The 21,427-nt window shown below is 68.5% G+C and carries 20 protein-coding genes and 1 pseudogene; 7 read left to right on the top strand and 14 right to left on the bottom strand.

The features are described 5' to 3' along the window. Positions 1–11: 11 nt before the first annotated feature. The 6 genes and pseudogenes from P0W64_RS14075 to P0W64_RS22550 all read right to left on the bottom strand — a co-directional run. Positions 12–665 (bottom strand): hotdog domain-containing protein, encoded by a 654-nt coding sequence (locus tag P0W64_RS14075; protein WP_275480765.1) that lies wholly within the window; start codon positions 663–665, stop codon positions 12–14. Then, positions 662–1,840, bottom strand: a complete 1,179-nt coding sequence (locus P0W64_RS14080) for a lipid-transfer protein (RefSeq protein ID WP_275480767.1) — start codon at positions 1,838–1,840, stop codon at positions 662–664. The genes P0W64_RS14075 and P0W64_RS14080 overlap by 4 nt, the downstream gene beginning before the upstream one ends. Continuing rightward, positions 1,837–2,283: a MaoC family dehydratase gene (locus P0W64_RS14085; RefSeq protein ID WP_275480769.1), complete on the bottom strand. Its 447-nt coding sequence runs from the start codon at positions 2,281–2,283 to the stop codon at positions 1,837–1,839. Before P0W64_RS14085 ends, P0W64_RS14080 begins: the two co-directional genes overlap by 4 nt. After that, positions 2,280–3,194: an OB-fold domain-containing protein gene (locus P0W64_RS14090; protein ID WP_275480838.1), complete on the bottom strand. Its 915-nt coding sequence runs from the start codon at positions 3,192–3,194 to the stop codon at positions 2,280–2,282. The genes P0W64_RS14085 and P0W64_RS14090 overlap by 4 nt, the downstream gene beginning before the upstream one ends. A 71-nt stretch (positions 3,195–3,265) precedes the next feature. Next, entirely contained in the window at positions 3,266–4,438 is a 1,173-nt protein-coding gene (locus P0W64_RS22545; RefSeq protein WP_343232862.1) for an acyl-CoA dehydrogenase family protein, read from the bottom strand. Positions 4,439–4,501: 63 nt separating this feature from the next. Then, positions 4,502–5,581: pseudogene (locus P0W64_RS22550) on the bottom strand (acyl-CoA dehydrogenase family protein); the annotation flags it as partial. A gap of 106 nt (positions 5,582–5,687) precedes the next feature. Between P0W64_RS22550 and P0W64_RS14100 the strand changes: the two are divergent. Both P0W64_RS14100 and P0W64_RS14105 read left to right on the top strand, forming a co-directional pair. Next, a complete protein-coding gene (locus P0W64_RS14100) occupies positions 5,688–6,566 on the top strand; it encodes a TIGR03619 family F420-dependent LLM class oxidoreductase (RefSeq protein ID WP_275480772.1) in 879 nt (292 codons plus the stop codon). Positions 6,567–6,587: 21 nt separating this feature from the next. Continuing rightward, entirely contained in the window at positions 6,588–7,007 is a 420-nt protein-coding gene (locus P0W64_RS14105; protein ID WP_275480774.1) for a nuclear transport factor 2 family protein, read from the top strand. 222 nt (positions 7,008–7,229) lie between these two features. Here the strand turns inward: P0W64_RS14105 and P0W64_RS14110 are convergent, their stop codons facing one another. The 5 genes from P0W64_RS14110 to P0W64_RS14130 all read right to left on the bottom strand — a co-directional run bounded on the left by P0W64_RS14110 (position 7,230) and on the right by P0W64_RS14130 (position 13,120). Continuing rightward, entirely contained in the window at positions 7,230–8,297 is a 1,068-nt protein-coding gene (locus P0W64_RS14110; RefSeq protein ID WP_275480775.1) for a ferredoxin--NADP reductase, read from the bottom strand. Then, the gene (locus P0W64_RS14115; RefSeq protein WP_275480776.1) at positions 8,294–8,647 is read right to left on the bottom strand and encodes a hypothetical protein; all 354 of its coding nucleotides are present in this window, start codon (positions 8,645–8,647) and stop codon (positions 8,294–8,296) included. Before P0W64_RS14115 ends, P0W64_RS14110 begins: the two co-directional genes overlap by 4 nt. After that, complete coding sequence (locus P0W64_RS14120; RefSeq protein ID WP_275480777.1) at positions 8,631–9,824, bottom strand: Rieske 2Fe-2S domain-containing protein; 1,194 nt, start codon at positions 9,822–9,824, stop codon at positions 8,631–8,633. The genes P0W64_RS14115 and P0W64_RS14120 overlap by 17 nt, the downstream gene beginning before the upstream one ends. Further along, positions 9,821–11,524: a 3-oxosteroid 1-dehydrogenase gene (gene kstD, locus P0W64_RS14125; RefSeq protein ID WP_275480778.1), complete on the bottom strand. Its 1,704-nt coding sequence runs from the start codon at positions 11,522–11,524 to the stop codon at positions 9,821–9,823. The genes P0W64_RS14120 and kstD overlap by 4 nt, the downstream gene beginning before the upstream one ends. A 108-nt stretch (positions 11,525–11,632) precedes the next feature. Next, on the bottom strand, positions 11,633–13,120 hold the full coding sequence (locus P0W64_RS14130; protein ID WP_275480779.1) for an FAD-dependent oxidoreductase: 1,488 nt from the start codon (positions 13,118–13,120) through the stop codon (positions 11,633–11,635). Positions 13,121–13,324: 204 nt separating this feature from the next. Between P0W64_RS14130 and hsaA the strand changes: the two genes are divergently transcribed. Genes hsaA through hsaB form a run of 4 tightly spaced genes read left to right on the top strand, consistent with a single transcriptional unit; the run spans position 13,325 to position 16,904 of the window. After that, entirely contained in the window at positions 13,325–14,503 is a 1,179-nt protein-coding gene (gene hsaA / locus P0W64_RS14135; protein WP_275480780.1) for a 3-hydroxy-9,10-secoandrosta-1,3,5(10)-triene-9,17-dione monooxygenase oxygenase subunit, read from the top strand. A 2-nt stretch (positions 14,504–14,505) separates the two neighbouring features. After that, on the top strand, positions 14,506–15,366 hold the full coding sequence (hsaD, locus tag P0W64_RS14140) for a 4,5:9,10-diseco-3-hydroxy-5,9,17-trioxoandrosta-1(10),2-diene-4-oate hydrolase (RefSeq protein WP_275480781.1): 861 nt from the start codon (positions 14,506–14,508) through the stop codon (positions 15,364–15,366). A 21-nt stretch (positions 15,367–15,387) separates the two neighbouring features. Further along, positions 15,388–16,344 carry an iron-dependent extradiol dioxygenase HsaC gene (gene hsaC / locus P0W64_RS14145; RefSeq protein ID WP_275480782.1) on the top strand — a complete coding sequence of 319 codons (957 nt, stop codon included), beginning with the start codon at positions 15,388–15,390 and terminating at the stop codon, positions 16,342–16,344. Then, positions 16,341–16,904: a 3-hydroxy-9,10-secoandrosta-1,3,5(10)-triene-9,17-dione monooxygenase reductase subunit gene (gene hsaB / locus P0W64_RS14150; protein WP_275480783.1), complete on the top strand. Its 564-nt coding sequence runs from the start codon at positions 16,341–16,343 to the stop codon at positions 16,902–16,904. Before hsaC ends, hsaB begins: the two co-directional genes overlap by 4 nt. A gap of 89 nt (positions 16,905–16,993) precedes the next feature. Here hsaB and P0W64_RS14155 read toward each other — a convergent pair whose 3' ends face one another. The 3 genes from P0W64_RS14155 to P0W64_RS14165 all read right to left on the bottom strand — a co-directional run bounded on the left by P0W64_RS14155 (position 16,994) and on the right by P0W64_RS14165 (position 20,065). Further along, a complete protein-coding gene (locus P0W64_RS14155) occupies positions 16,994–17,728 on the bottom strand; it encodes an alpha/beta hydrolase (RefSeq protein ID WP_275480784.1) in 735 nt (244 codons plus the stop codon). 182 nt (positions 17,729–17,910) lie between these two features. Then, positions 17,911–18,894, bottom strand: coding sequence for an NAD-dependent epimerase/dehydratase family protein (locus P0W64_RS14160; RefSeq protein WP_275480839.1), 984 nt, complete (start codon positions 18,892–18,894; stop codon positions 17,911–17,913). A gap of 10 nt (positions 18,895–18,904) precedes the next feature. Then, positions 18,905–20,065 (bottom strand): steroid 3-ketoacyl-CoA thiolase, encoded by a 1,161-nt coding sequence (locus tag P0W64_RS14165; protein WP_275480785.1) that lies wholly within the window; start codon positions 20,063–20,065, stop codon positions 18,905–18,907. An 87-nt stretch (positions 20,066–20,152) separates the two neighbouring features. Between P0W64_RS14165 and P0W64_RS14170 the strand changes: the two genes are divergently transcribed. Then, positions 20,153–21,427 carry a cytochrome P450 gene (locus P0W64_RS14170; RefSeq protein ID WP_275480786.1) on the top strand — a complete coding sequence of 425 codons (1,275 nt, stop codon included), beginning with the start codon at positions 20,153–20,155 and terminating at the stop codon, positions 21,425–21,427.

Raw genomic sequence — 21,427 nt, forward strand, 5'->3', positions numbered from 1 at the left:
CGCGCGGCCGGTCAGGGCTGGCCGGGCAGCAACTGGACCATCAGGCCGTGCGCCTCGGCGAGCAGCGTCCCGTCTGCGGTCGTGAGCTTCGAGGACACGAAGGTCTTCCGGCCTTCGACACTCGTCACCGAGCCCTCGACGACGAGCGGCTCGTTCAGCGGGGTCACCTTGCGGTAGTCCACGTGCAGGAATGCGGTGCGGCTGATCGGCCGGCGCGCCGCATACACGATCATGCCGAAGTTGTCGTCGAAGACCAGCGGAAGCACGCCCCCGTGCGCCACGCCCCCGCCACCGAGGTGGTATCGCCGCAGTACCCCTGTCGCGCGAACCGACTCCGCGTCGAACTTCTCCACCGACCAGGGCGGCATGAGGAGGCTGCCTCGTCCGGGCAGCGACACGACGCGGCCGGCCGGTGAACGTCCTTCGCGGGCCTCGTACGGCTCCAGCGTGCCGATGAGAGCGTTCGCCTGCTGGAGCGCTTCGTCGAGGATCTCGCCCGGCGCGTCCACGGAGACGGCCAGGTCCTGGAGCCTGCGCATGGACTCGACGAAGGGGCCGAACGAATCGGGGGGTGTTGCAGGGCGGTAGCGCGGGAAGTCGCTGCGCCGGTCGAGATCGCCGGACTCCTCGGCCGATCCGCCCTCGGACTGGGTCGCTTCGGTCATGAGACGAATGTACTCAGCACCAATCCGCTGGTCGGCACCCCCGTCCCGGCAGTGACAAGCACGGTGTGCGGACTCCCGACCTGATTCGCGGCGGTGCCACGCAGTTGGCGCACCGCCTCGGCGATCCCGTTCATTCCGTGGATGTACGCCTCGCCGAGCTGGCCACCGTGCGGGTTCAGGGGGAGATCACCCCCGAGCTCCAGGTGCCCCTCGGCGACGAAGCCCGGCGCCTCGCCCTTGCGACAGAATCCGAGTTCCTCGAGCTGCATGAGCACGTACGGGGTGAAGTGGTCGTACAGTACGGCGACGTCCACGTCCGCGGGCGAGAGCCCCGACTGCGCCCACAGCTGGGATCCGACGACGCGCATCTCCGGTAGCCCGGCCACGTCGTCGCGGTAGTAGCTCGTCATCACGTACTGGTCCTGCCCGCTGCCCTGGGCCGCCGCCTGGATCACCGCGGGAGCCTGCGCCAGGTCGCGCGCGCGCTCGACGGACGTGATCACCAACGCCACACCGCCGTCCGACTCCTGGCAGCAGTCGAGCAGGCGGAGCGGCTCGGCTATCGGACGGGACGCCTGGTGGTCCTCGAGCGTTATCGGCCGACCATGGAACCACGCTTTGGGATTTGTAGCCGCCCGCGCCCTGTCCAGTACCGCGATCCGACCGAAATCCTCGCTGGTGGCACCGTACTCGTGCATGTATCGACGCGCGGACATCGCGACGGTGGCCGCGGGCGTCGCGATACCCATGGGGTAGTGGAAGCTGTTTTCGACACCATTGGTATTGACCTGCTGTGCCGCCGCGGCGGACACGCGTCCGAATCGCTGCCCCGAACGCTCGTTGAACGCTCTGTATGCGACCACGACGTCTGCCACCCCGGTCGCAACCGCCATGGCTGCCTGCTGAACCGTTGCCGCCGCCGCGCCGCCACCGAAATTGATGCGGCTGAAGAACTTCAGCGATCCCAGGCCCAGTTCGCGTGCGACCGCGATCTCGCTGCTGGAGTCCATCGTGAACGTGACGAGGCCGTCGACGGCGGCGGGTTCCAGCCCGGCGTCGTCGAGTGCCGCGCGGACGGCCTCCACCGCGAGTCGCAACTCGCTGCGGCCGGAGTCCTTCGAGAACTCTGTGGCACCTGTTCCTGCGATCGCCGCGCGGCCGGAAAGCCCGCTCATTCGGGCAACACCACCGTCACCGCACCGGTGATGTGGTCCCCGATCGAGTCTCGCGCGACGACGGACACGACGACGCGGACCTCGCCGTCGACCTCGCGGTGCTCCGTGACGGAGCCCCGGAATGTCAGCGAGTCGTAGGCGTAGCAGGGCACGCCGAGCCGGATCGATGCGGCGCGTACCAGCGCATCCGGCCCTGCCCAGTCGGTGACGTACCGCTGTACCAGACCGCTATCGGTAAGGATGTTGACGAAGATGTCCTTCGAGCCGCCCGCCTGCGCCGAGTCCCGATCGTGATGCACGTCTTGGAAATCGCGCGTCGCCAGCGCGGAAGAGACGATGAACGTCGGAGTCGCCTCGATCGTCAGCGACGGGAGCTCGACGCCGACCGGTACCTCGGAGACACGCAGCGTCTTCGACTGCGCCAGAGGTCTGTTCGCAGTCATGCCACCTCCCATGCCGGCAGGGTCGTGTCGTCGTCGATACGCAGGAAGACAGCGCGGACGTTCATACCGACGTGCACGGACTCCGGGGCCGCGTCGATGAGTTCACCGAGCACGCGCACACCCTCGGGCAGGTCGACGAGTGCCACGACGAACGGCAGACGCTTACCGGGCACCGGCGGATGATGATGCACCACATACGAGTACACGGTGCCCGCGCCGGACGCGACGACGTAGCCCGGAGCCTTGGCGAGGTCGCCGTCGGGGGAGACGGTCCCGGGTGGGTGCCGCAGGAGGGGCGCCGCTCCCGGATCACCGAAGCTCTGGATCCGCAGTTCGCCCACCTTTGTGCCCTCCCAGAAGAATTCGGTGTCACGCGACACGACGGGGCGCAGCACGCCCTCGGCGTAACCGGGTGCGTCGATGATGCGCCCCGACGCGCCCCGGTCCGGGGGCGGAGCCGAACCACGCCCAGGCGGCGCGAATTTGAGCACGCGGAAGGTCATCTCGGCGACGACCTCATCGGCGACCCGCCACATGGTTCTGGTCGTCACGAACCAACCCTCGCCAAGGCCGGTCCGCTTGGGACCCTTGACATCCTCTAGCCGTGCGGATGCGGTGAGACGCTCGCCGACGCGGAGGTACCTGTGGTAGATCTGCTGGGAGTCGGTGGCGACGACGGAGGTGTAGCCGGCGTCGTCGAGCGCGGCCATCATCGCCCCGAGCGGGTCGTCCTCTGTGCGCGTGCCATGCAGGCCCGGCATGGTCCACACCTGGGCCATGGCGGGCGGCGCGACGAGCCCGCCGTGCACCGATGCGACCGCGATCTCCTGGTCCACGTAGACCGGATTCATGTCACCTATGGCCTCGACCCAATTGTGGATCATGGCCTGGTTCACCGGGTCTCGCGCCATGCGCGGCGCCGACTCACCCCACGCGGCGATCCGGTCCGCTGCTGCCCGGACCACCTGTGCGGCCGCGGCGGTCACCGCGGCACCCGCGGGAGTTCGAGGCCCATCCGGGCTATCAGTTCACGCTGGATCTCGTTCACGCCGCCTCCGAAGGTGATCACCAGGTTCCGTTTGGCCTGCACGTCGAGCCAGCGCAGCAGCGCGGCGGTGTCGGGTTCGGCCGGATCCCCGAAACGCCCGACCACCTCCTCCAGCAGTGCGACGAGCCCTTGAACGCGCTGCGACCCGAAGACCTTGGTCGCGGATGCGGCGGCGACGACCGCACGTGGATCGGTGTCGCTCGCGGCGGCCACCTGCCAGTTGAGCAGCTCGTTGATGCGCTCCGCGGCACGCACCTCCGCGAGCGCGCGAGCGACCGCCGACTCGGACATCAGGTCGTGCGCCGCGGCCCATGTCTGGACGCGATCGGCGATACCACCGATCCGCCCGGACGGCCCGAGCATGACGCGCTCATGGTTGAGCTGAGTGGTGATGAGGCCCCACCCACCGTTCTCCGCCCCGACGAGCCGGCTGGCAGGCACCCGCACGTCCTCGTAGTACGTTGCGTCGACATGGTGCGCGCCGTCGCAAGTGAGGATCGGCGTCCAGCTGTATCCCGGATCGCTCGTATCTACGATCAGGATCGAGATCCCCTTGTGGCGCGGCGCATCCGGGTCCGTGCGAACAGCGAGCCAGATGAAGTCGGCGTCGTGCCCGCCGGTCGTGAACGTCTTCTGCCCGTTCACGACGTACTCCTCGCCCTCACGCACTGCGGTGGTGCGCAGGGCGGCCAGATCGGTGCCCGCGCACGGCTCGGTGTATCCGATAGCGAAATGCACGTCGCCCGCGAGGATCCGCGGCAGAAAGAACGCCTTCTGCTCGTCAGTGCCGAACTCCTGCAAGGTCGGACCTACCGTCTGCAGCGTCACAGAGGGCAGCTGGACATCCGCTCGCGTAGCCTCGTTGACGAAGAGGTACTGCTCGACAGGGCCGAATCCACGGCCGCCGTACTCGAGCGGCCAGCCCACGCCGAGACGCCCGTCGGAGCCCAGGCGCCGGACCACTTCTCGGTGCACGGCCCCGTGGCGTTGCACCATCATCGAGGCGCGCTCCTGCTCTGTCATCAGGTTCGCGAAGTACCCGCGCAGCTCCCTCTGCAGACTGGACTGGCGGGCCGTGAGTGCTATGAACCGCCCGTCGGCCGCCACGGCGTCGCTCGGACCGCAGTCGCCACCGACCTCCGCGAGCCGCTGCAGTGCTGCGTCCGCCCCGCCGACGAACCGCGTCAGGTCCTTGATCAGGGAGTAGTACCTGTGCAGCGGATAGGTGATGTCGACGCCGATGCCGCCGTGCAGGTGGTGGCAGGTGCGCATCGCCTCCGGTACCTCGGCCGCGAGCCAGTACGCAGCCAGCTCCGCCTCGGCGTCGCGGTAGTCGTCTCCCATACCTGCGGACGCGATCCGGAACACCGCGGACGCAGCCGCGAGATGAATTGTGCGCGAGACGATGTAGACGTCCGCGATCTGTTGCGCAACGGCTTGGAACGTGGCCAGCGGCCGCCCGAACTGCTCACGCGTCGAGACGTGCGCCGCGGTCAGACGCAGGGCTACGGCCAGTGCACCGTCGCCGACCGCGGCCGCGCCGACGAGTGCGTGCCTCCGCAGCGACCGTGCAGCCGCGCCGCTCACGTCCCCGCCCAGCAGGCCCTCGCCGCGCACGCGGACGCCGTCGAGGACCATGCTCGCCTCGGGCGCACCGGACGACGCGGCCGCCTCATCCAGGGTGACTCCCTGCGCGCGCGGATCGACCAGGAACACGCCGACGGTCCCCTCCGGCAGCAGAGCCGTCGTGAGGATCCGTTCCGCCTCGGCGGCGTAGGGGATCGCGGTCTTCCGGCCGTCGAGACGCCATCCCCCGGAGACCGGGGCCGCAGTCGTCGCCGGCCGATTCGATAGGGGCGACCCGGGCTCACCCAGTGCGGCGCTGAGCAGGGTGGCGCCCGTCGCCACACCGGGCAGAAAGGCGGCCTGCTGGGCGGCGGTGCCGTGCTCGGCGAGCGGCAGCGCCCCCAGCGCGAGGGTCGCCAGCGCCGGGATTTCCGCCGCATCGCCTCCCACCGCGGTGAGGACGGCGGCCACCGCCTGCGGCCCCATGCCCACGCCACCGTGCTGTCCGGGTACGCAGAGGCCCAGCAGCTCGGACTTCGCCATGGCGGCCCAGAGCTCGCGCGGGCCGGCCTCGGCCGCGCGCGCGAGCACCTCACGCGTGAGGCGCGCCACCGCCTGCAGATCCTCGTCCGCGTCGAACCGCACGCGCGCCTCCTCGCCGGTACGGCATTGTCGCCGAACCACTCACACAGGGTTGAAACCTGTTCTAGTTTTAACAAGGAGGGCGTGCTGCCGCAAGGATTCCGCCCACAGAGACGAACCGTCGATACGACCGGAGCGGAGAGCTGCCGTGCGATTCACGTACGCCGAGGCGATGACCGAGCCCGACTACTACGTCCCGTTGGCGCAGGCCGCGGAGGCGGCCGGCTACACGTCCATGTGTGTCGCCGACAGCATCGCGTATCCCGAGGAGTCCGACTCGATATACCCGTATACGCCCGACGGGAGCCGGGAGTTCTTGGACGGCAAGGCGTTCATCGAGACGTTCGTGCTCTCGGCCGCCCTCGCCGCGTCGACGACGACACTGCGCTTCACGCCTTTCGTGCTGAAGCTCCCGATCCGGCCGCCGGTACTCGTCGCCAAGCAGGCGACGTCGCTGGCGTACCTCAGCGGTGACCGGTTCGAGCTCGGGGTCGGGATCAGCCCGTGGCCCGAGGACTTCGAGATGATGGGCGTACCGTTCGAGCGGCGCGGGCGGCGCATGGACGAATGCATGGAGGTCATCCGCGGCCTGAGCTCGGGCGAGTACTTCGAGTATCACGGCGAGTTCTACGACGTCGCCCGCCTCAAGCTGACGCCGGCACCGCGTAAGCCCTTGCCGCTGCTGGTCGGCGGACACAGCGACGCGGCTCTGCGGCGCGCGGTGCGGCTCGGCGACGGCTGGATGCACGCCGGAGGGGATCCCGAGGATCTGGACCGCATGCTGGCACGGATCTCCGAGTTGGAGCGGGAACGCGACACGCCGCGGGACATCCCGTTCGAGGTCCACGTCATCTCGCTCGACGCGTACACCGTCGACGGCGTCAAACGCCTGGAGGACAAGGGGGTCACCGATGTCATCGTCGGCTTCCGGCTTCCATACATCGTCGGACCCGACACCGAGCCGCTCGAGAAGAAGATAGAGAACCTGCAGCGCTACGCCGACGACGTGATCGCCAACTGCTCCTGAATCAACCGTATGGAGGAAGCTATGACCGACGCCGACCCCGCCCGCGCCGTCGCCGAGGCGTCTCGGAAGGCCGTGCGTGCCAAGGACAAGGACGCGTGGCTTGCGCTCTTCGCCGAGGACGGCTGGGTCGAGGATCCGGTCGGCCCGTCCGGGTTCGACCCCGACGGCAGAGGCCACCACGGACGCGACGAGATCGCCGCATTCTGGGACAAGGCGATCGCGCTCGCCGACACCATCGAGTTCGACTACACCGACTCCTTCGCGTGCGGCCGTGAGGTCGCGTACACGGGCGCGATCCGGACCACCGTGGCAGGCACGCGGATCGATGCGGAGGGAGTATTCGTCTACCGCGTCGACCCTGAGGGCCGCCTCATGTCCCTCCGCGCCTTCTGGGAGGTCGACCGTGCGATGGCGACGGCCCGCACGATCGCACCGCAGTAGGCGGGAGAGCCAGGACGCCTCACCGCTCCGGGGGAGCAGGCGGCACCCACGCGGGATCACGTCCCAATCGGCGCAGCAGCAGCGCCTGCAGGCCGCAGATCCGGCTCGTCCAGCTCATCACAGATCTCCCGGAAGGCCGCGACACAGCTGTCCAGAAGTTCGATTCGGCGAGGCGACACCACTAGCGCACCGTCTCACACGATCCCGCGGAACGCAGGCGGGCTACTCGTATCCGATCTCCACTTCGTCGCTCACGGGAAGGGCCTGGCAGGCCAGGATGAGACCGTCTTCGATGTCCTCGGGTTCGAGGACATCGTTCTCGACCATCCGCACCTCACCCGACACGAGGCGCGCGGCGCACGCCCCACACGACCCTTCGCGACACGAATACGGAGCCGTCAGGTCGGCATCGAGCAGCACGTCCAGCAGTCGCCTGTCGCGCCGCCAGGACAGAGTGCGCTTCGCTCCGTCCAATTCGACGGTGAGGGTACCGGGTGCACCCGTTTCGGTCGGCGTCGCGACGTCCGGCTCCGCGTCGGCGAGCGCGTCGGCCTCCGCCGACTCGGCATCCTCGGCCTCGAACGGGTTGCGCGGCAGCGAGCGGAAGCGCTCCATGTGCACGTCGCGGCGCGCGACACCCAGCGATCCCATCGCCGCGACGACCGTGTCCATGAACGCACCCGGGCCGCAGACGTACACGGCATCCTCCCGCCATGGCGCGACGAGCGATGCCAGTTGCTCCTCCGTGGGCAGGCCCTGCACCGACTCGAGCCAGTGCATGACCCGCAGCCGATCCGGAGAACGCCGCGACAGCTCGGTGAGTCGCGCAGCGAAGATGACCGAACCCGCATGGCGATTCGCATACACCAGCGTGACCGCGCCCCTCCCGCCGGAGAGCACGGCCTCCACTATCGCCATCACAGGGGTGATCCCGCTACCGCCCGCGAAGAGCAGCAGATCGGCGTCGAGCGATTTCGGAGTGAACACCCCGGCAGGCGGCAGGACGTCCATCTCGAGACCAGGTGCGGCGTTGTCGCACAGCCAGTTCGATGCGTAGCCGTCAGCGGTGCGTTTCACGGCGACCCGTACGACGCCCTCGTCCGGCGCGGCGCACAGCGAGTAGCAGCGCGCGACGGATCCGGTGGTCTCGCTCGGAACCCGCACCGTCAGGAACTGGCCGGGCCTGTAGGAGAACGCTTCCCGGTGCTCATCGGGCACCACGAACTCGATCGAGTGGGCGTCCTCCGTCTCTGCGACCACCTTGCCCACCTGCACCCGATACACCGTCACGTATGCTCCTGCGTGCCGATCGGGATCAGGCCGAGTTTCACGGCCGCCGAGATGGATTCGGCGAGCCGGGGGCATCCGGCGCATGCCGGACGGCCCGAGCGCGACCGGCCCTGGAACGCGGGGCATACGGTGGCGGGGTCGCTGTGCCACTGGATGGCGGTCTGCTCGCGACTCGTTTTGCGCACCATGACATCCGCGCCACAGCTACCGCATTCGACGGAGGCGTAGCCGTCGGTGAGGAAGTGCCGGCGGTCGTCGAGAGTATCCGGCAGGTTGCCCCGGGAGCCGAACGTCGTGGTGCCACCGGGATGCGCGACCAGCGCCGCCGACACCTCAGGCCCCCGGTCCACGCGCCGGCTCCGCATCGGCTCGCGAGTCGGCGGAGACCGACGATGACGAGGACGCCTGTCGTGCGATGTTCTCCGCGACCTCGGCTTCCCACGCGGCGAGGGCGTGAGTCGTGTCCACCTCGAACTCGAAACGCTGCGTCATATCGTCGGTGACGTCGTCGACGTCGACATAGAACTGCTCGTACCAGCGGCGCAGCTGGTAGACGGGACCGTCCTCCTCGCACAGGAGCGGGTTGTCGATGCGGGTCTTGTTCCGCCATATCTCGACGTCCTGCAGGAAGCCCAGGCCGACGTTCTTAGCGAACTTCGCGGCGACGTGGTCGGCCTTCGAATCATCGAGCCCCGGCAGCTTCTTCACCTTCACACCCCACATCAGGCGGAACGAGTCCTGAGTGATCGGGTAGTGGCAGTTGATCAGGACGTTCTCGATCTTCAGTCCGTGATAATCGTTGTGCAGGTAGTTGATCATGTACGACGGACCGAAGTAGTGCGCCTCGGACTTCAGCAGCACGTCGTCTCCTCCGGACAGACCCAAGTCCGTGACGTCGTTGCGCCCCTTCGTATCCAGGTACTGCGAGGCGATATGTCCGTCGAAGACGTTCTTGAAGTACGTCGGCAACCCGAAGTGGATGTAGAAGAAGTGCGGCATATCGACGACGTTGTCGACGATCTCGCGGCAGTTGGAGCCCTCGATCACGACCGAGTCCCACGTCCAGTTGCTCCACTCGGGCCCCGCTACGTCGCCGTCGATGGCGGGAATGTCCAGCTCCGGGCCGGGCGTCGTCCCCTGCGCGTCGTGCCATACGAAGAGCTGATCGTTCTGCACGGCCGTACGCCACGACCGCGTGCGAGCCCGCAGCGGCACGCGCTTGGCGTAGGGGATCGACTTGCAACGCCCGTCACCGCCCCACCGCCAGTCGTGGAACGGACAGGCGATCTCGTCGCCCTTGACCGTGCCCTGCGTCAGGTCGCCACCCATATGCCGGCAGTAGCCGTCGAGCACGTGTACCGCACCATCCGCGCTTGCGAACACGACCAACTTGGTGCCGAACGCCGAGACCGCATGCGGTGCACCGTCGGTGAAGTCCTTCAGCAGTCCGAGGCAATGCCAGCCACGTGCGTAGCGGCTGGGCGCCGTGCCCGAGTCGATGGTCCGGACGTGCTGTTCGGCGATCATGCGATCTCCTCCTTCTCGGATGCGGCGGGCGCGCTCGAAGCGGCGTGTGCGATGTCCTCGACCGCCAGGTATGCGAAGACCATGGCCGGCCCGATGGTCGCGCCGGGGCCCGCGTACGTGTGGCCCATGACGGGCGCGCTCGAATTGCCCGAGGCGTACAGCCCCTCTACGACGGTGCCGTCCGTGCGCAGCACCCGCCCTGCGCAGTCGGTGACGAGCCCGCCCTTGGTACCGAGATCCCCGGGCACCATCTTCGCGGCGTAGAACGGCCCGGTCGCAAGTCGCCCGAGACTCGGGTTGGGCTTGTTGTGCGGGTCGCCGTAGTAGTGGTCGTAGGCGCTCTCGCCGCGGCCGAAATCCGTATCCCGCCCCGCGGCCGCGAACCCGTTGAACCGTTCGACGGTCTCGGAGAGCGCCTGCGCCGGAACGCCTATCGCGCCGGCGAGGTCGTCGAGACTGTCGGCTCGAACCAGGCAGCCGTGCTCGAACCAGCGCCGGGGGAGCGCCTGCCGCGGGCCCTGCCCCGCGAACATGTAGCGGTTGCGGTATCGCTGGTCGAAGACGAGCCAGGCCGGGATGTTCTCGCCCGGACCGTCGCCCTGTCCGAACTCGCCGCCGTACATCGCGTGCGTCGCTTCGACGTACGGGGCGGATTCGTTGACGAACCGCTCACCGCGCGCGTTGACCATGATGCTGCCGGGCAACGATCGCTCGGCCAGGCAGAACCACGCACCGCGGGGGAGTGGGATCGACGGGCCCCACCACGCATCGTCCATGAATGCCACGGCACCGCCGGCGGCCATACCGGCCGTGATCGCGTCTCCCGTGTTGGCGGGCACGCCATTGGTCCACTCCGTGCCGATCGGCTCGCGCTGATACGCCCGCCGCATCTCCGCGTTGTGCTCGAAGCCGCCGGCGGCAAGCACGACACCGTGCCGCGCGTGGAGCGTGACGCCCTCACCCACGACCACTCCCGTGACGCGCCCGGCGCCGTCGTCGACGACCGATCGAAGCGGAGTGTCGAGCAGGACGGGTACGCCGGCCTCCAGCAGCCCGGCCCGCAGCCCCGCAGCGAGGGCCTGGCCCCGCCCGAGCAGGTGCTTGCGCCGCGCCCGCCCCAGGACCATTCGCGCACCGACGCGCAGTGCGCGCACGGGGCCGCGCCAGTCCCGTGCGAGCAGGTTGAGCCATTTGTAGTCGGCCTGCGTCACGACGAGGTTCATCGGCGCTCTGGTGTAGTCGGGCTCGAGGTGGGCGAGTTCGGCTCCCAAGCGGCGCCCGTCGAACGGGCGCGGTTCCACCGAGCGCCCCTGCGCCCGGCCACCCGGTGCTTCCGGGTAGTAGTCCGAATACCCTGGCACCCAGCGCAGACGCAGCGGAGTGGTGCGGTGCACGAATGCGACGACCTCCGGCCCGCGCTCGACGTACGTGTCGATCCGCTCGGCGGGCACGTGATCGCCGACAATGGCTTTCAGGTACGCCCGAGCGTCGTCGCGGGAATCTCGCACCCCCGCGTCGATCAGGGCCTCGTTGCCGGGGATCCACACGCCTCCGCCGGAGCGAGCGGTCGACCCGCCGTAGTGGGCGGCCTTCTCGACGATCACGACTGAGAGTCCACGGTGCGCCGCCGAGAGCGCCGCAGTCATGCCGGCGGCGCCGCTGCCCACCACGACCACGTCGTAGGTGTCGTCGCTGCTCATCTGCGTCTCCAACTCCCGTTCCCGCCGTGTAGCACGTTCCGAAACGACCCGTGGTGCGAGCCACGTCACAGTCCGCCCTGCCTGAGCATAGACTAGAACACGTTTCATTCAAGCGTGCGGGACTTCGGCATCTCCGCTGGTCCTGCGCGCGGCGGCGGCTCCCGCGCGGCGCCCGTAGAAGCTGCCGTCACCCAGTGACGTACCGCTCGCGTAACCGCCTGACGCGAGTCCCCAAGTGCAACGGCCGGCGGCGTACAACCCGTCGATCGGCCCGCCCGCCACGTGCTGCACGCGACCGTCGAGGTCACAGCGCAGGCCGCCGAGGGTGAACCCCGCCGTGAAGCCGCGCATGTCGAAGGCGGCGAACGGAGAGCGCAGCGGACGTAGCCACTCCCTCTTCTTCCCCAGCAGCGGATCCTCGCCGCACTCGGCATACGCGTTGTACATGTCGACGGTGCCCTGTAGCGCACCAGCGGGCAGGCCCATGTCGGCCTCGAGCTCGGCGATACTCCCAGCCGCCCACGTCGGGGGCTGGCGGAAGAAGGGCGTCGATGTCGCCGTGGCCACACCCTCGTCGTGGCCCGCCTCATCGATGACCAGGAACGCCTCGTTGCCCTGATCGAGCAGGACCGCCTGCCCGATGCGCCCGGGATAGGTGTCCTCCGCGATGAACCGCTGGCCCCGGCCGTTGACCACGATGCCACGTGCCAGTAGCTGAGGATCGCCGAAGAACGCGACCTCGGTCGCATCCATGTGGGCCACCGCGGCACCGACGGCTTGCGCCATCAAGATCGACACGCCGTCGTGTTCCTCGATCGCTGCCGCGGGCCTCCCCGCGAGACGCGGTGCGTGCGCGGCCACCATGTCGGCGTTATAGGTGAAACCACCCGTCGCGAGGACCACGCCCCGCCGGGCGCGCACGGTGAGGTCGCGGCCGTACCGCCGGGCCCGGAGCCCGGCGATGCGCCCGTCCCCGGTCACGAGCGCGGAGACCCGGACGTCGAATTCGGCGCGCACCCCGAGGGATTCGGCGGTCTCTGCAAGCGGCCGCATGAGCATGTATCCGGCGCCGCGCACACCGGTCCGCTTGCCCTGCATGCGCGGAACGTGGCCACGCGGCGCGGGCGGTATATCCGCGCGGAAGGGGGCGGAGTTCTCGCCGCCCGAGTAGCCCAACCCCTCGTCGTGGGGCACCTCCCAGCCCGGCTGACTCCAGAACTCGGGCTTGAACTCCACTCCACAGTCGACGAGCCAGTCGTAGTGTCCGGCGCTGCCGGCGCAGTAGTCGCCGATCCGAGCGTCGTCGGCGGCCGGACCGAGGGCCGCGGACATGAACCGCGCCATCGCCTCCGGGGTGTCGTCGAAGCCCAGAGCACGCTGCAGGGCGGTGCCCCCGCCCAGGTAGATCCAGCCGCCGGACAACGCGGCGGCACCGCCCCAGCCGCCCGTGCGCTCGAGGACCAGGACTTCGGCACCGGCGCGCGCGGCTTCGATGGCTGCACAGACCCCCGCGATCCCGTACCCGGCCACCACCACGTCGGCCTCGAGGTCCCACTCTTCGACCACACCCGCCTGTACAGGTCGCACGTCTTGCACGGCAACCACCTCCGCTCGCGATTTCAGAACACGTTGCAACCGGTGGCACGGACCCGTGGTCCCATGCCTGACCCGAACCCGGCTGTCACGATGGAATTCTGCCCGATCCGAGCCAGTCTCACCCCAATGAACGAGAACATGTTCTACCATCTTCGTCAAAGGTCCGGTCTTCAGCGGGACCGCACAGAACCGGGAAGGCGCGAGATGACGAGCGAACAGACGGCAGACACCGTCCTGTCTGAGGTTGCAGAGCTACTACCCACCCTCCGCGAGCGTGCGCAAGAGACCGAAGACCTGCGGCGGATTCCTGAGGCATCGGTGAAGACACTGCAGGAGATCGGCTTCTTCCGGATGCTGCAGCCGACGCGCTACGGCGGCCTCGAGACCGGGCCGGTGGACTTCTACAACGCGGTGAGACAGATCGCGAGCGCGTGCGGTTCCACGGGCTGGGTGGCGTCGATCATCGGTATCCACCCATGGAACGTCGCGCTCTTCGCGGACGAGGCCCAGCACGAGGTCTGGGGCGAGAACCCCGATACGTTGGTCTCGTCGTCGTACGCGCCCATGGGCAGGTCGGAGGTCGTCGACGGCGGGTACCGATTGTCCGGCCGGTGGAGCTTCTCGTCGGGTTGCGACCACGCGACGTGGGCGCTACTCGGCGGGCCGGCGTTCGCAGACGGCAAGCCGGTGGACTTCCTGACCTACCTGGTGCCGGTCAGCGACTACGCGATCGTGGACGTGTGGAACACCGTCGGGCTGCGCGGCACGGGCAGCAACGACATCGTCGTAGAGGATGTCTTCGTGCCAGCACATCGCGCGCTCAGCTTTCAGCAGGTCTCGCGTTGCCAGGGACCTGGCCAGGAGGTCAACACGTCACCTCTGTACCGCATGCCTTTCGGATCCGTGCACCCGACGACCATCACCGCGCCGATCGTCGGCATGGCCTACGGGGCGTACGAGGCACACGTCGAGCACCAACGCACCCGGGTCCGGGCGGCGTATGCGGGCGAGAACACCAAGGAGGACCCGTTCGCGATGGTGCGCGTCGCCGAGGCCGCCAGCGAGATCGACGCGGCGTGGCTGCAACTGACGACCAATATCGCCGACGAATACGCCCTCGTATGCGCGGGGGAGAAGATCCCGTTCGCCCAGCGGCTCAAGGTACGTCGCGACCAGGTGCGCGGTACCGAGCGCGCCATCTTCGCCGTGGATCGCATGTTCGAGAACTCGGGTGGCCGCGCGCTGCAGCAGGGCACGCCCATCCAGCGCTTCTGGCGCGACGCGCACGCGGGCCGCGTGCACGCGGCCAACGATCCCGAACGCGCCTACAAGATGTTCGGCACGGGTGAGTTCGGCCTTCCTGTCACCGACGGGATGGTCTGACCATGACGGCAGCGACCGACCTCGCCGAGGGACTCTTCGCGACCACGCCCGACGGCCTGCGCCTGCACTACCACGAGGCCGGCACCGGCAACGACCAGACACTGGTACTCCTGCACGGCAGCGGGCCCGGTGTCTCGTCGTGGAGCAACTTCGGGCGCAACATCCCCGTGCTCGCCGAGCGCTTCCACGTCCTCGCGGTGGACCAGCCGGGCTTCGGTCGCTCGGATAAGCCGATCGAACACCCGCAGTACTTCACCCACAGCGCCACGGCGTTGCTGGGCCTGCTGGACACACTCGGGATCGACGACCGGGCCCACCTCGTCGGGAACTCCCTTGGGGGCGGCACCGCCGTGCGGTTCGCGCTCGACCACCCTAACCGCGCCGGCCGGCTGGTCCTCATGGGACCGGGCGGCCTGTCGGTGAACGCGTTCGCGCCGGACCCCACGGAAGGCCTGCAACGGCTGCAGGAGTTCTACGCGCGACCGAGCAGGGAGAGACTGGAGGCCTTCCTGCGAATCATGGTGGTCGACCAGTCGCTCGTGACCGACGAGATGATCGACGACCGCTACGAACTCGCCATCGATCCCGAGTCGATCGCTGCCTTCAAAGCCATGGGGCGCTCCTTCGCGGGGCCCGACTACCAGCAGGGCATGCTGTGGCGCGACGCCTACCGGTTGCGCCAACGGGTCCTGCTCGTCTGGGGCCGCGAAGATCGCGTCAACCCCCTCGACGGCGCCCTGCTCGCACTCAAGCAGATCCCACGCGCGCAACTGCACGTGTTCGGGCAGTGCGGGCACTGGGCGCAGCTCGAGAAGTTTCACGAGTTCAACCGGCTCACCGCGGATTTTCTGTCCGCTCCATAGCGATTCGCCAGGAGGAGTGACATGGGTATCCGATCGCTGGGCTACCTACGCATCGAGGCCACCGACGTGTCGGCCTGGCGCGAGTACGGCCTGAAGGTGCTCGGCATGGTCGAGGGCGTAGGAACCGATCCCGATGCGCTGTACCTACGGATGGACGACTTCCCTGCTCGCCTCGTGATCGTTCCCTCCTACCGCGATCACCTGCAGGCCTCGGGCTGGGAGATGGCCACCGCGGGCGATCTCGACGAGCTCCGGGAGCGGCTGCGCGCGAGCGCGGTCGAGTTCCGTGAGGGCACACCGGAGGAGCGAGCCGACCGGAAGGTCGACGGGCTCATAGTGTTCTGTGACCCCGCGGGGTCGCGGCTCGAGGCGTTCCACGGCGTCGCCCTGCAGCACCGCCGCATCGTCAGTCCCTACGGGCACAGCTTCGTCACGGGCGAGCAGGGTCTCGGCCACGTCGTGCTGTCCACCCCCGACGACGCGGAGGCCCTGCACTTCTACCGCGACGTTCTGGGCTTCCGGCTTCGGGACTCGATGCGGCTGCAGCCTCAGATGCTCGGCCGCCCGGCCGACGGCGAGCCCGCATGGCTCCGCTTCTTCGGCTGCAATCCGCGCCATCACAGCCTCGCATTCCTACCGATGCCGACGCCGACCGGCATCGTGCACCTCATGGTGGAGGTCGAGAACACCGACGACGTCGGACTGTGCCTCGACCGTGCGCTCCGCCGCAAGGTGAAGATGTCCGCGACACTCGGCCGCCACGTGAACGACCTGATGCTCTCGTTCTACATGAAGACACCGGGCGGCTTCGACGTCGAGTTCGGTTGCGAAGGGCGCGAAGTCGACGACGACACGTGGATAGCGCGCGAGTCGACCGCTGTGAGCCTGTGGGGCCACGACTTCACCATCGGGTTCCAGCAGGGCGACGATCGAGACGAGCCTGCGACTCGTTACGACCGACAGGGCGGGATGAAGTGACGACCCCCGTCATCGAGGCACACGATTTCCGAACGGCCCTGGGGCACTTCTGCACCGGCGTCACCGTCGTCACCGGCATGGGCGGCGACGACGTGCCCGTCGGCTTCGCGTGCCAGTCGTTCTCGGCCCTGTCGCTGGATCCGCCGCTTGTGCTCTTCTGTCCCGGCAACACCTCGCGCGCGTGGCCCGTCATCCAGCAGGCCGGCAGCTTCGTAGTGAACCTACTCGCCGAGGACCAACGCGACCTGTCCACCACGTTCGGCTCACGCACCGCCGATAAGTTCGCCGGGGTATCTTGGCGCGCTGCGGAATCCGGAGCGCCGATACTGGAGGGGGCTTTGGGCTGGATCGACTGCACCATCGAGGCCGTACACGACGGCGGGGACCACCGCATCGTCGTAGGCCGGGTGACGACGCTCGGGGCACCCCGTCCCGACCGGCCCCTGCTCTTCTACCGCGGCCGCTACACCGGCACGTTCCCGGAGCGCGGCGAGGCGATCCCCGCCGGCCTGTCCCTCGACGCCTTCCTCACCTGGCCCGTGGGTGACGACTGGCTCTAGACGGCCGATGCCGCTCCCTAGTAGAAGTCCGCGTCCCCGCCGACATCTCAGCGGGGAAGCGGACTTCTACTAGGGAGAGTCGCTAGCGACTAGGTCCCGAGAAGGTGGCGCGTGAAGAAGTCGGCCCCACCGAACGAGATGTGCCGCGGCACGTGGCGGTGGTCCCCGGCATGGGCGTGCAGCGTCTTCTCCGCGGAACCGAAGGCATCGAACACCTCCAGCCCCGAGGAGCGTGGCAGCTCCGGGTCGTCCCAGGAGAGGATGTAGTCCGTGGGGATCGTGATGGACCGCGCCGCGGCGAGCACGGACGGGGACGCCACCGCGCCGCCGAAGACGGCTGCGGTGACCCTGGGATCCGATGCGACGTAAGGGATCCCGATCATCGCTGCGACGGTCATCCCGAGATAGCCGATCGGCCCGTCGATACCGGGTGTCGCGATCAACTCGTCGACGACGGCGTGCAGCTCGGGGACCGCGCGCTCGGCGAGAGACGCGTTGAACTCGGCGATGACCGGCACGAGGGACTCTCCCGCCCTCCGGCGGCTCACGAGTTCGGCCACCCAGCGCTTGTCGGGCTCCGATCTGGCCCGGTCCCCATGGCCGGGGAAGTCGACGGATGCGACCGCGAAGCCGGACGCCGCCAGCCTTCGCGCCCGGCTGACGAGGCTCGGGAACCGCTTGTGCAGACCGCCGGGATGGCCGTGCAGGATCAGAGGGAGACCATCGGCGCGCTCGGGCGTCCATAGGACGCCGGGCACACCATCGACGGTGAAGTCCCGCTCGACGATGCCGTCGGCGGCGGAGGAGGAGTTTGTGAAATTCATGGCGAAAGCCTTTCCGAGAGATGGGTTCTCGGGTGCTCCCGCCGGCATTTCACGCCGTGTCGGATAGCCGCGCTGACGAGGGGAGCACCCACGATGTCGATGCGTTCACGGGTCTCACCTCCTCGATCCAGTACTGCGGCCGACGGAAACGATAGGCGCGCCCCGCCCGCGCGGCAACCGGATTAAGCGCCCAGCCGGCCGGCCCGGTCCAGAAAGGCGACGAGATCGCGGGCGGAGTCCTCCATCGGCCGCGGGTGGTAGCCCAGCTCACGGCGCGCCTTGGAACAGTCGACCAGGGGAGAGGCGAGCAGTGGTCCTAGCGCACCCTTGGACAGGATGTCGGAGTCGAAGCGAGCCCCGAGCGGCTCGAGAACCGGCATCGCGGCCTTCAGCGCCTTGAGAGGCAGCCCGACGAGCGGGCCTCGGCGGCCCGCTGCAACAGCGGCGAGCCGCATGAAGTCGATCAGCGGGCGGTACTCGCCGCCCAGGAGGTAGTTCTCGCCAGTACGCCCCTTCTCCGCCGCGGCAAGCAGCCCCGTCACGACGTCCCGCACGTCCACGAGGTCGAACCCGGCGCGTCCGATGAACACGGGCACCCGGCCCAGGGCCGCCGAACGGGCGAGCCCGTTGAGCCGGGAGAGCGGTGTGCCGTGGTCGCAGGGGCCCCAGATCCCCGTCGGGTTGCAGATCACCGCGTCCAGGCCCTCCGCGACAACCTTGTGCAGTTCCTGCTCCCCGGCCCATTTGGACCGGTCGTACACGGGGATCCCGGGCCGATGGGAGCGTGGCGTCCGTTCGTTCATCACCGACGCGCGGTCCTGGTCGAACGCGTGCACCGAGCTGAGGTGCACAAGCCGCCGCACGCCTACGTCGTGCGCTGCCCGGGCGACGGTCGCCACTCCGCATGTGTTGAGGTTCCACGCCCTCTCGTCCTCCATCCGCAGGGTTATGGCGGCGGCGAGATGGAAGACGACGTCGGCTCCGTCGAGCGCGGAGCGCATCGACGCGCGGTCGAGCACGTCGCCGCACACCCACCGGACATCGCCCGACGCGGACCCGCGACCGCGGATGCGGTCCACGGCGATGACTTCGTGGCCCTCCGCCACCAGCTGCCCGATCAGATTCCCGCCGACGTAACCCGCGGCCCCGGTCACCGCGATCCGCATCGACACGGCTCTAGATCCGCTCGATGATGGTCGCGGTGGCGAGCGCGCCGCCGCAACACATCGTGACGAGTGCTGTGGTGCGGCCGGTGCGCTCCAGTTCGTGCAGTGCGGTAGTGAGTAGACGCGCGCCGGTGGAGCCGACGGGATGGCCCAGTGCGATCGCGCCGCCGTTGACGTTGACGCGGTCGGGCTCAGGCGCGATCTGCTGCAGCCACGACAGCGCAACCGAGGCGAATGCCTCGTTCACCTCGAACAGATCGACGTCGGAGACGCTCATCCCGGACCGCTCGAGGGCGCGTCGCGTCGCGCGGATGGGGCCGTCGAGGTGGTAGTAGGGCTCGTCGCCCACGAGGGCCTGGGCGACGATACGCGCACGAGGCGTGAGTCCCAGCTGCCGTGCCCGCACCTCGTCCGCCAACAGCAGCGCCGCGGCGCCATCGGACACCTGCGACGAGGTCCCGGCCGTGTGCACCCCGCCGTCGACGACGCTGCGCAGTCGGGCCAACCCTTCGACGGTGCTCTCGCGCGGGCCCTGGTCCCGGTCGACGACCGCCGTCTCACCGGTGGGCGCACCGTCGGCGATCACGGGCGCCGTCAACGGGAGCACCTCACGCTCGAACCGGCCCTCCGACCATGCGCTCAGCGCCTTGGCATGCGATTCGACGGCGAATCGATCGACGTCGTCGCGCGTCAGCCCGCGACGTCGGACGATGCGTTCGGCGGCTTCGAACTGGTTCGGCAGATCGATCGTCCACGACGGGGGCCGCGGGGAACCGAGCCCGTCGGGTCGGTTGGCGCCCAACGGCACCCGGCTCATCGCCTCGACACCGCACGCCACGCCGACGTCTATCGCGCCTGCCGCGATGAGACCGGCTACGAGCCCTGTGGCCTGCTGCGCCGACCCGCACTGGGCGTCGATAGTGGTGGCTCCGGCACCCTCCGGCAGACCGGCGGCAAGCCAGGCGATGCGTGTGATGTTGCCGGCCTGCTCACCCGCCTGCGTGACGTTGCCCCCGATCACCTGCTCGATCTCGCCGGGGTCGATACCCGCCCGCTCCAGGAGACCGATGTAGGTCGCTCCCAACGTGTCGGCGGGATGAAGACCCGACAGCCACCCCCCGCGCCTTCCGATCGGGGTGCGCACGGCTGCTGCGATGACTGGACTGCCCACTGCGGGATCCTCCTGAGGATGCTGACGACGAGAGTAGAGCCTGTTCTCGAATCGAGCAATGAGAACGCGCCCATTCCAGTTCGGACTATGATTCACTGTACTAGAACTTGTTTCAATATATGCAGGAGAGTGACCGCCGTGACCGTGTCCTTCCCCCCGGGTTTCGACTTCACCGATCCCGACCTATGGGCGTCCCGCCGCCCGATCGAGGAGTTCGCGATGCTCCGTCGCAACGCTCCCGTGTGGTGGAACGACCAGCCCGACGGCATCAGCGGGTTCGACGACGGAGGCTATTGGGTCGTCAGTCGCCTGGCCGACGTCAAGGAGATCTCGAAGAACCCGAAGACGTTCTCCTCGTGGGAGAACGGCGCCATAGTGAGGTTCAACGGAGACATCGGCCGCGACCAGATCGAGATGCAGCGCGCACTCCTGCTCAACATGGACCCGCCGCAGCACACCAAGTCCCGGCGCATCGTGTCGCGTGCGTTCACCCCCAAGGCCGTCGAGACGCTCCGGGGCGCACTGACCGAGCGCGCCGAGAAGATCGTCGCCGACGCCAAGGCCCGGGGCGGGGGAGACTTCGTGCAACAGGTCGCCTGCGAGCTCCCCCTGCAGGCGATCGCCGAGCTACTGGGTGTCCCTCAGGAGGACCGCATGAAGCTGTTCGAGTGGTCGAATCAGATGATCGCCTACGACGACCCCGAGTACGACGGTGAATACCTCACAGCCATGACCGAATTCGTCGGCTACTCGTGGAACATGGGCGAGGAGAAGCGCAGGTGCCCTGTCGGCGACATCGTGTCAACACTTGTGAACGCGGACATCGACGGCGAAGCGCTGGGCTCGGACGAGTTCGCCTTCTTCGTCCTCCTGCTCGCGGTGGCCGGCAACGAGACCACCCGGAACGCGATCACCCACGGCATGAAGGCCTTCGTCGACAACCCGGACCAGTGGGAGCTGTATCGCGAGCACCGGCCACGCACAGCACCCGATGAGATCGTCCGGTGGGCCACGCCCGTCACCGCGTTCCAGCGCACCGCAACCGAGGACACGGAACTCGGTGGAGCGCAGATCGAGAAGGGGCAGCGGGTCGCGATGTTCTACAGTTCCGCCAACTTCGACGAGGCCGCATTCGAGCATCCGTTCGCGTTCGATATCATGCGAAACCCCAACCCGCACGTGGGATTCGGCGGCACGGGAACGCATTACTGCGTAGGCGCCAACCTTGCGCGCCTCGAGATCGACCTGATCTTCAAGGCGATCGCCGACGCGATGCCGGAACTACGGCAGATCGAGGAACCCGAGCGCTTGCGGTCCGGCTGGCTCAACGGAATCAAGCACTGGCAGGTCGAGTACAGCTGA

It is taken from the genome of Tsukamurella sp. 8F (assembly GCF_029167375.1).
Classification (GTDB): domain Bacteria; phylum Actinomycetota; class Actinomycetes; order Mycobacteriales; family Mycobacteriaceae; genus Tsukamurella.

Coding starts and splice junctions, on each gene's coding strand:
- P0W64_RS14075 (WP_275480765.1), bottom strand. CDS start 665: ATGACCGAAGCGACCCAGTCCGAGGGCGGATCGGCCGAGGAGTCCGGC.
- P0W64_RS14080 (WP_275480767.1), bottom strand. CDS start 1,840: ATGAGCGGGCTTTCCGGCCGCGCGGCGATCGCAGGAACAGGTGCCACA.
- P0W64_RS14085 (WP_275480769.1), bottom strand. CDS start 2,283: ATGACTGCGAACAGACCTCTGGCGCAGTCGAAGACGCTGCGTGTCTCC.
- P0W64_RS14090 (WP_275480838.1), bottom strand. CDS start 3,194: ATGGCGCGAGACCCGGTGAACCAGGCCATGATCCACAATTGGGTCGAG.
- P0W64_RS14105 (WP_275480774.1), top strand. CDS start 6,588: ATGACCGACGCCGACCCCGCCCGCGCCGTCGCCGAGGCGTCTCGGAAG.
- P0W64_RS14120 (WP_275480777.1), bottom strand. CDS start 9,824: ATGATCGCCGAACAGCACGTCCGGACCATCGACTCGGGCACGGCGCCC.
- kstD (WP_275480778.1), bottom strand. CDS start 11,524: ATGAGCAGCGACGACACCTACGACGTGGTCGTGGTGGGCAGCGGCGCC.
- hsaA (WP_275480780.1), top strand. CDS start 13,325: ATGACGAGCGAACAGACGGCAGACACCGTCCTGTCTGAGGTTGCAGAG.
- hsaD (WP_275480781.1), top strand. CDS start 14,506: ATGACGGCAGCGACCGACCTCGCCGAGGGACTCTTCGCGACCACGCCC.
- hsaC (WP_275480782.1), top strand. CDS start 15,388: ATGGGTATCCGATCGCTGGGCTACCTACGCATCGAGGCCACCGACGTG.
- P0W64_RS14155 (WP_275480784.1), bottom strand. CDS start 17,728: ATGAATTTCACAAACTCCTCCTCCGCCGCCGACGGCATCGTCGAGCGG.
- P0W64_RS14160 (WP_275480839.1), bottom strand. CDS start 18,894: ATGCGGATCGCGGTGACCGGGGCCGCGGGTTACGTCGGCGGGAATCTG.
- P0W64_RS14170 (WP_275480786.1), top strand. CDS start 20,153: ATGATTCACTGTACTAGAACTTGTTTCAATATATGCAGGAGAGTGACC.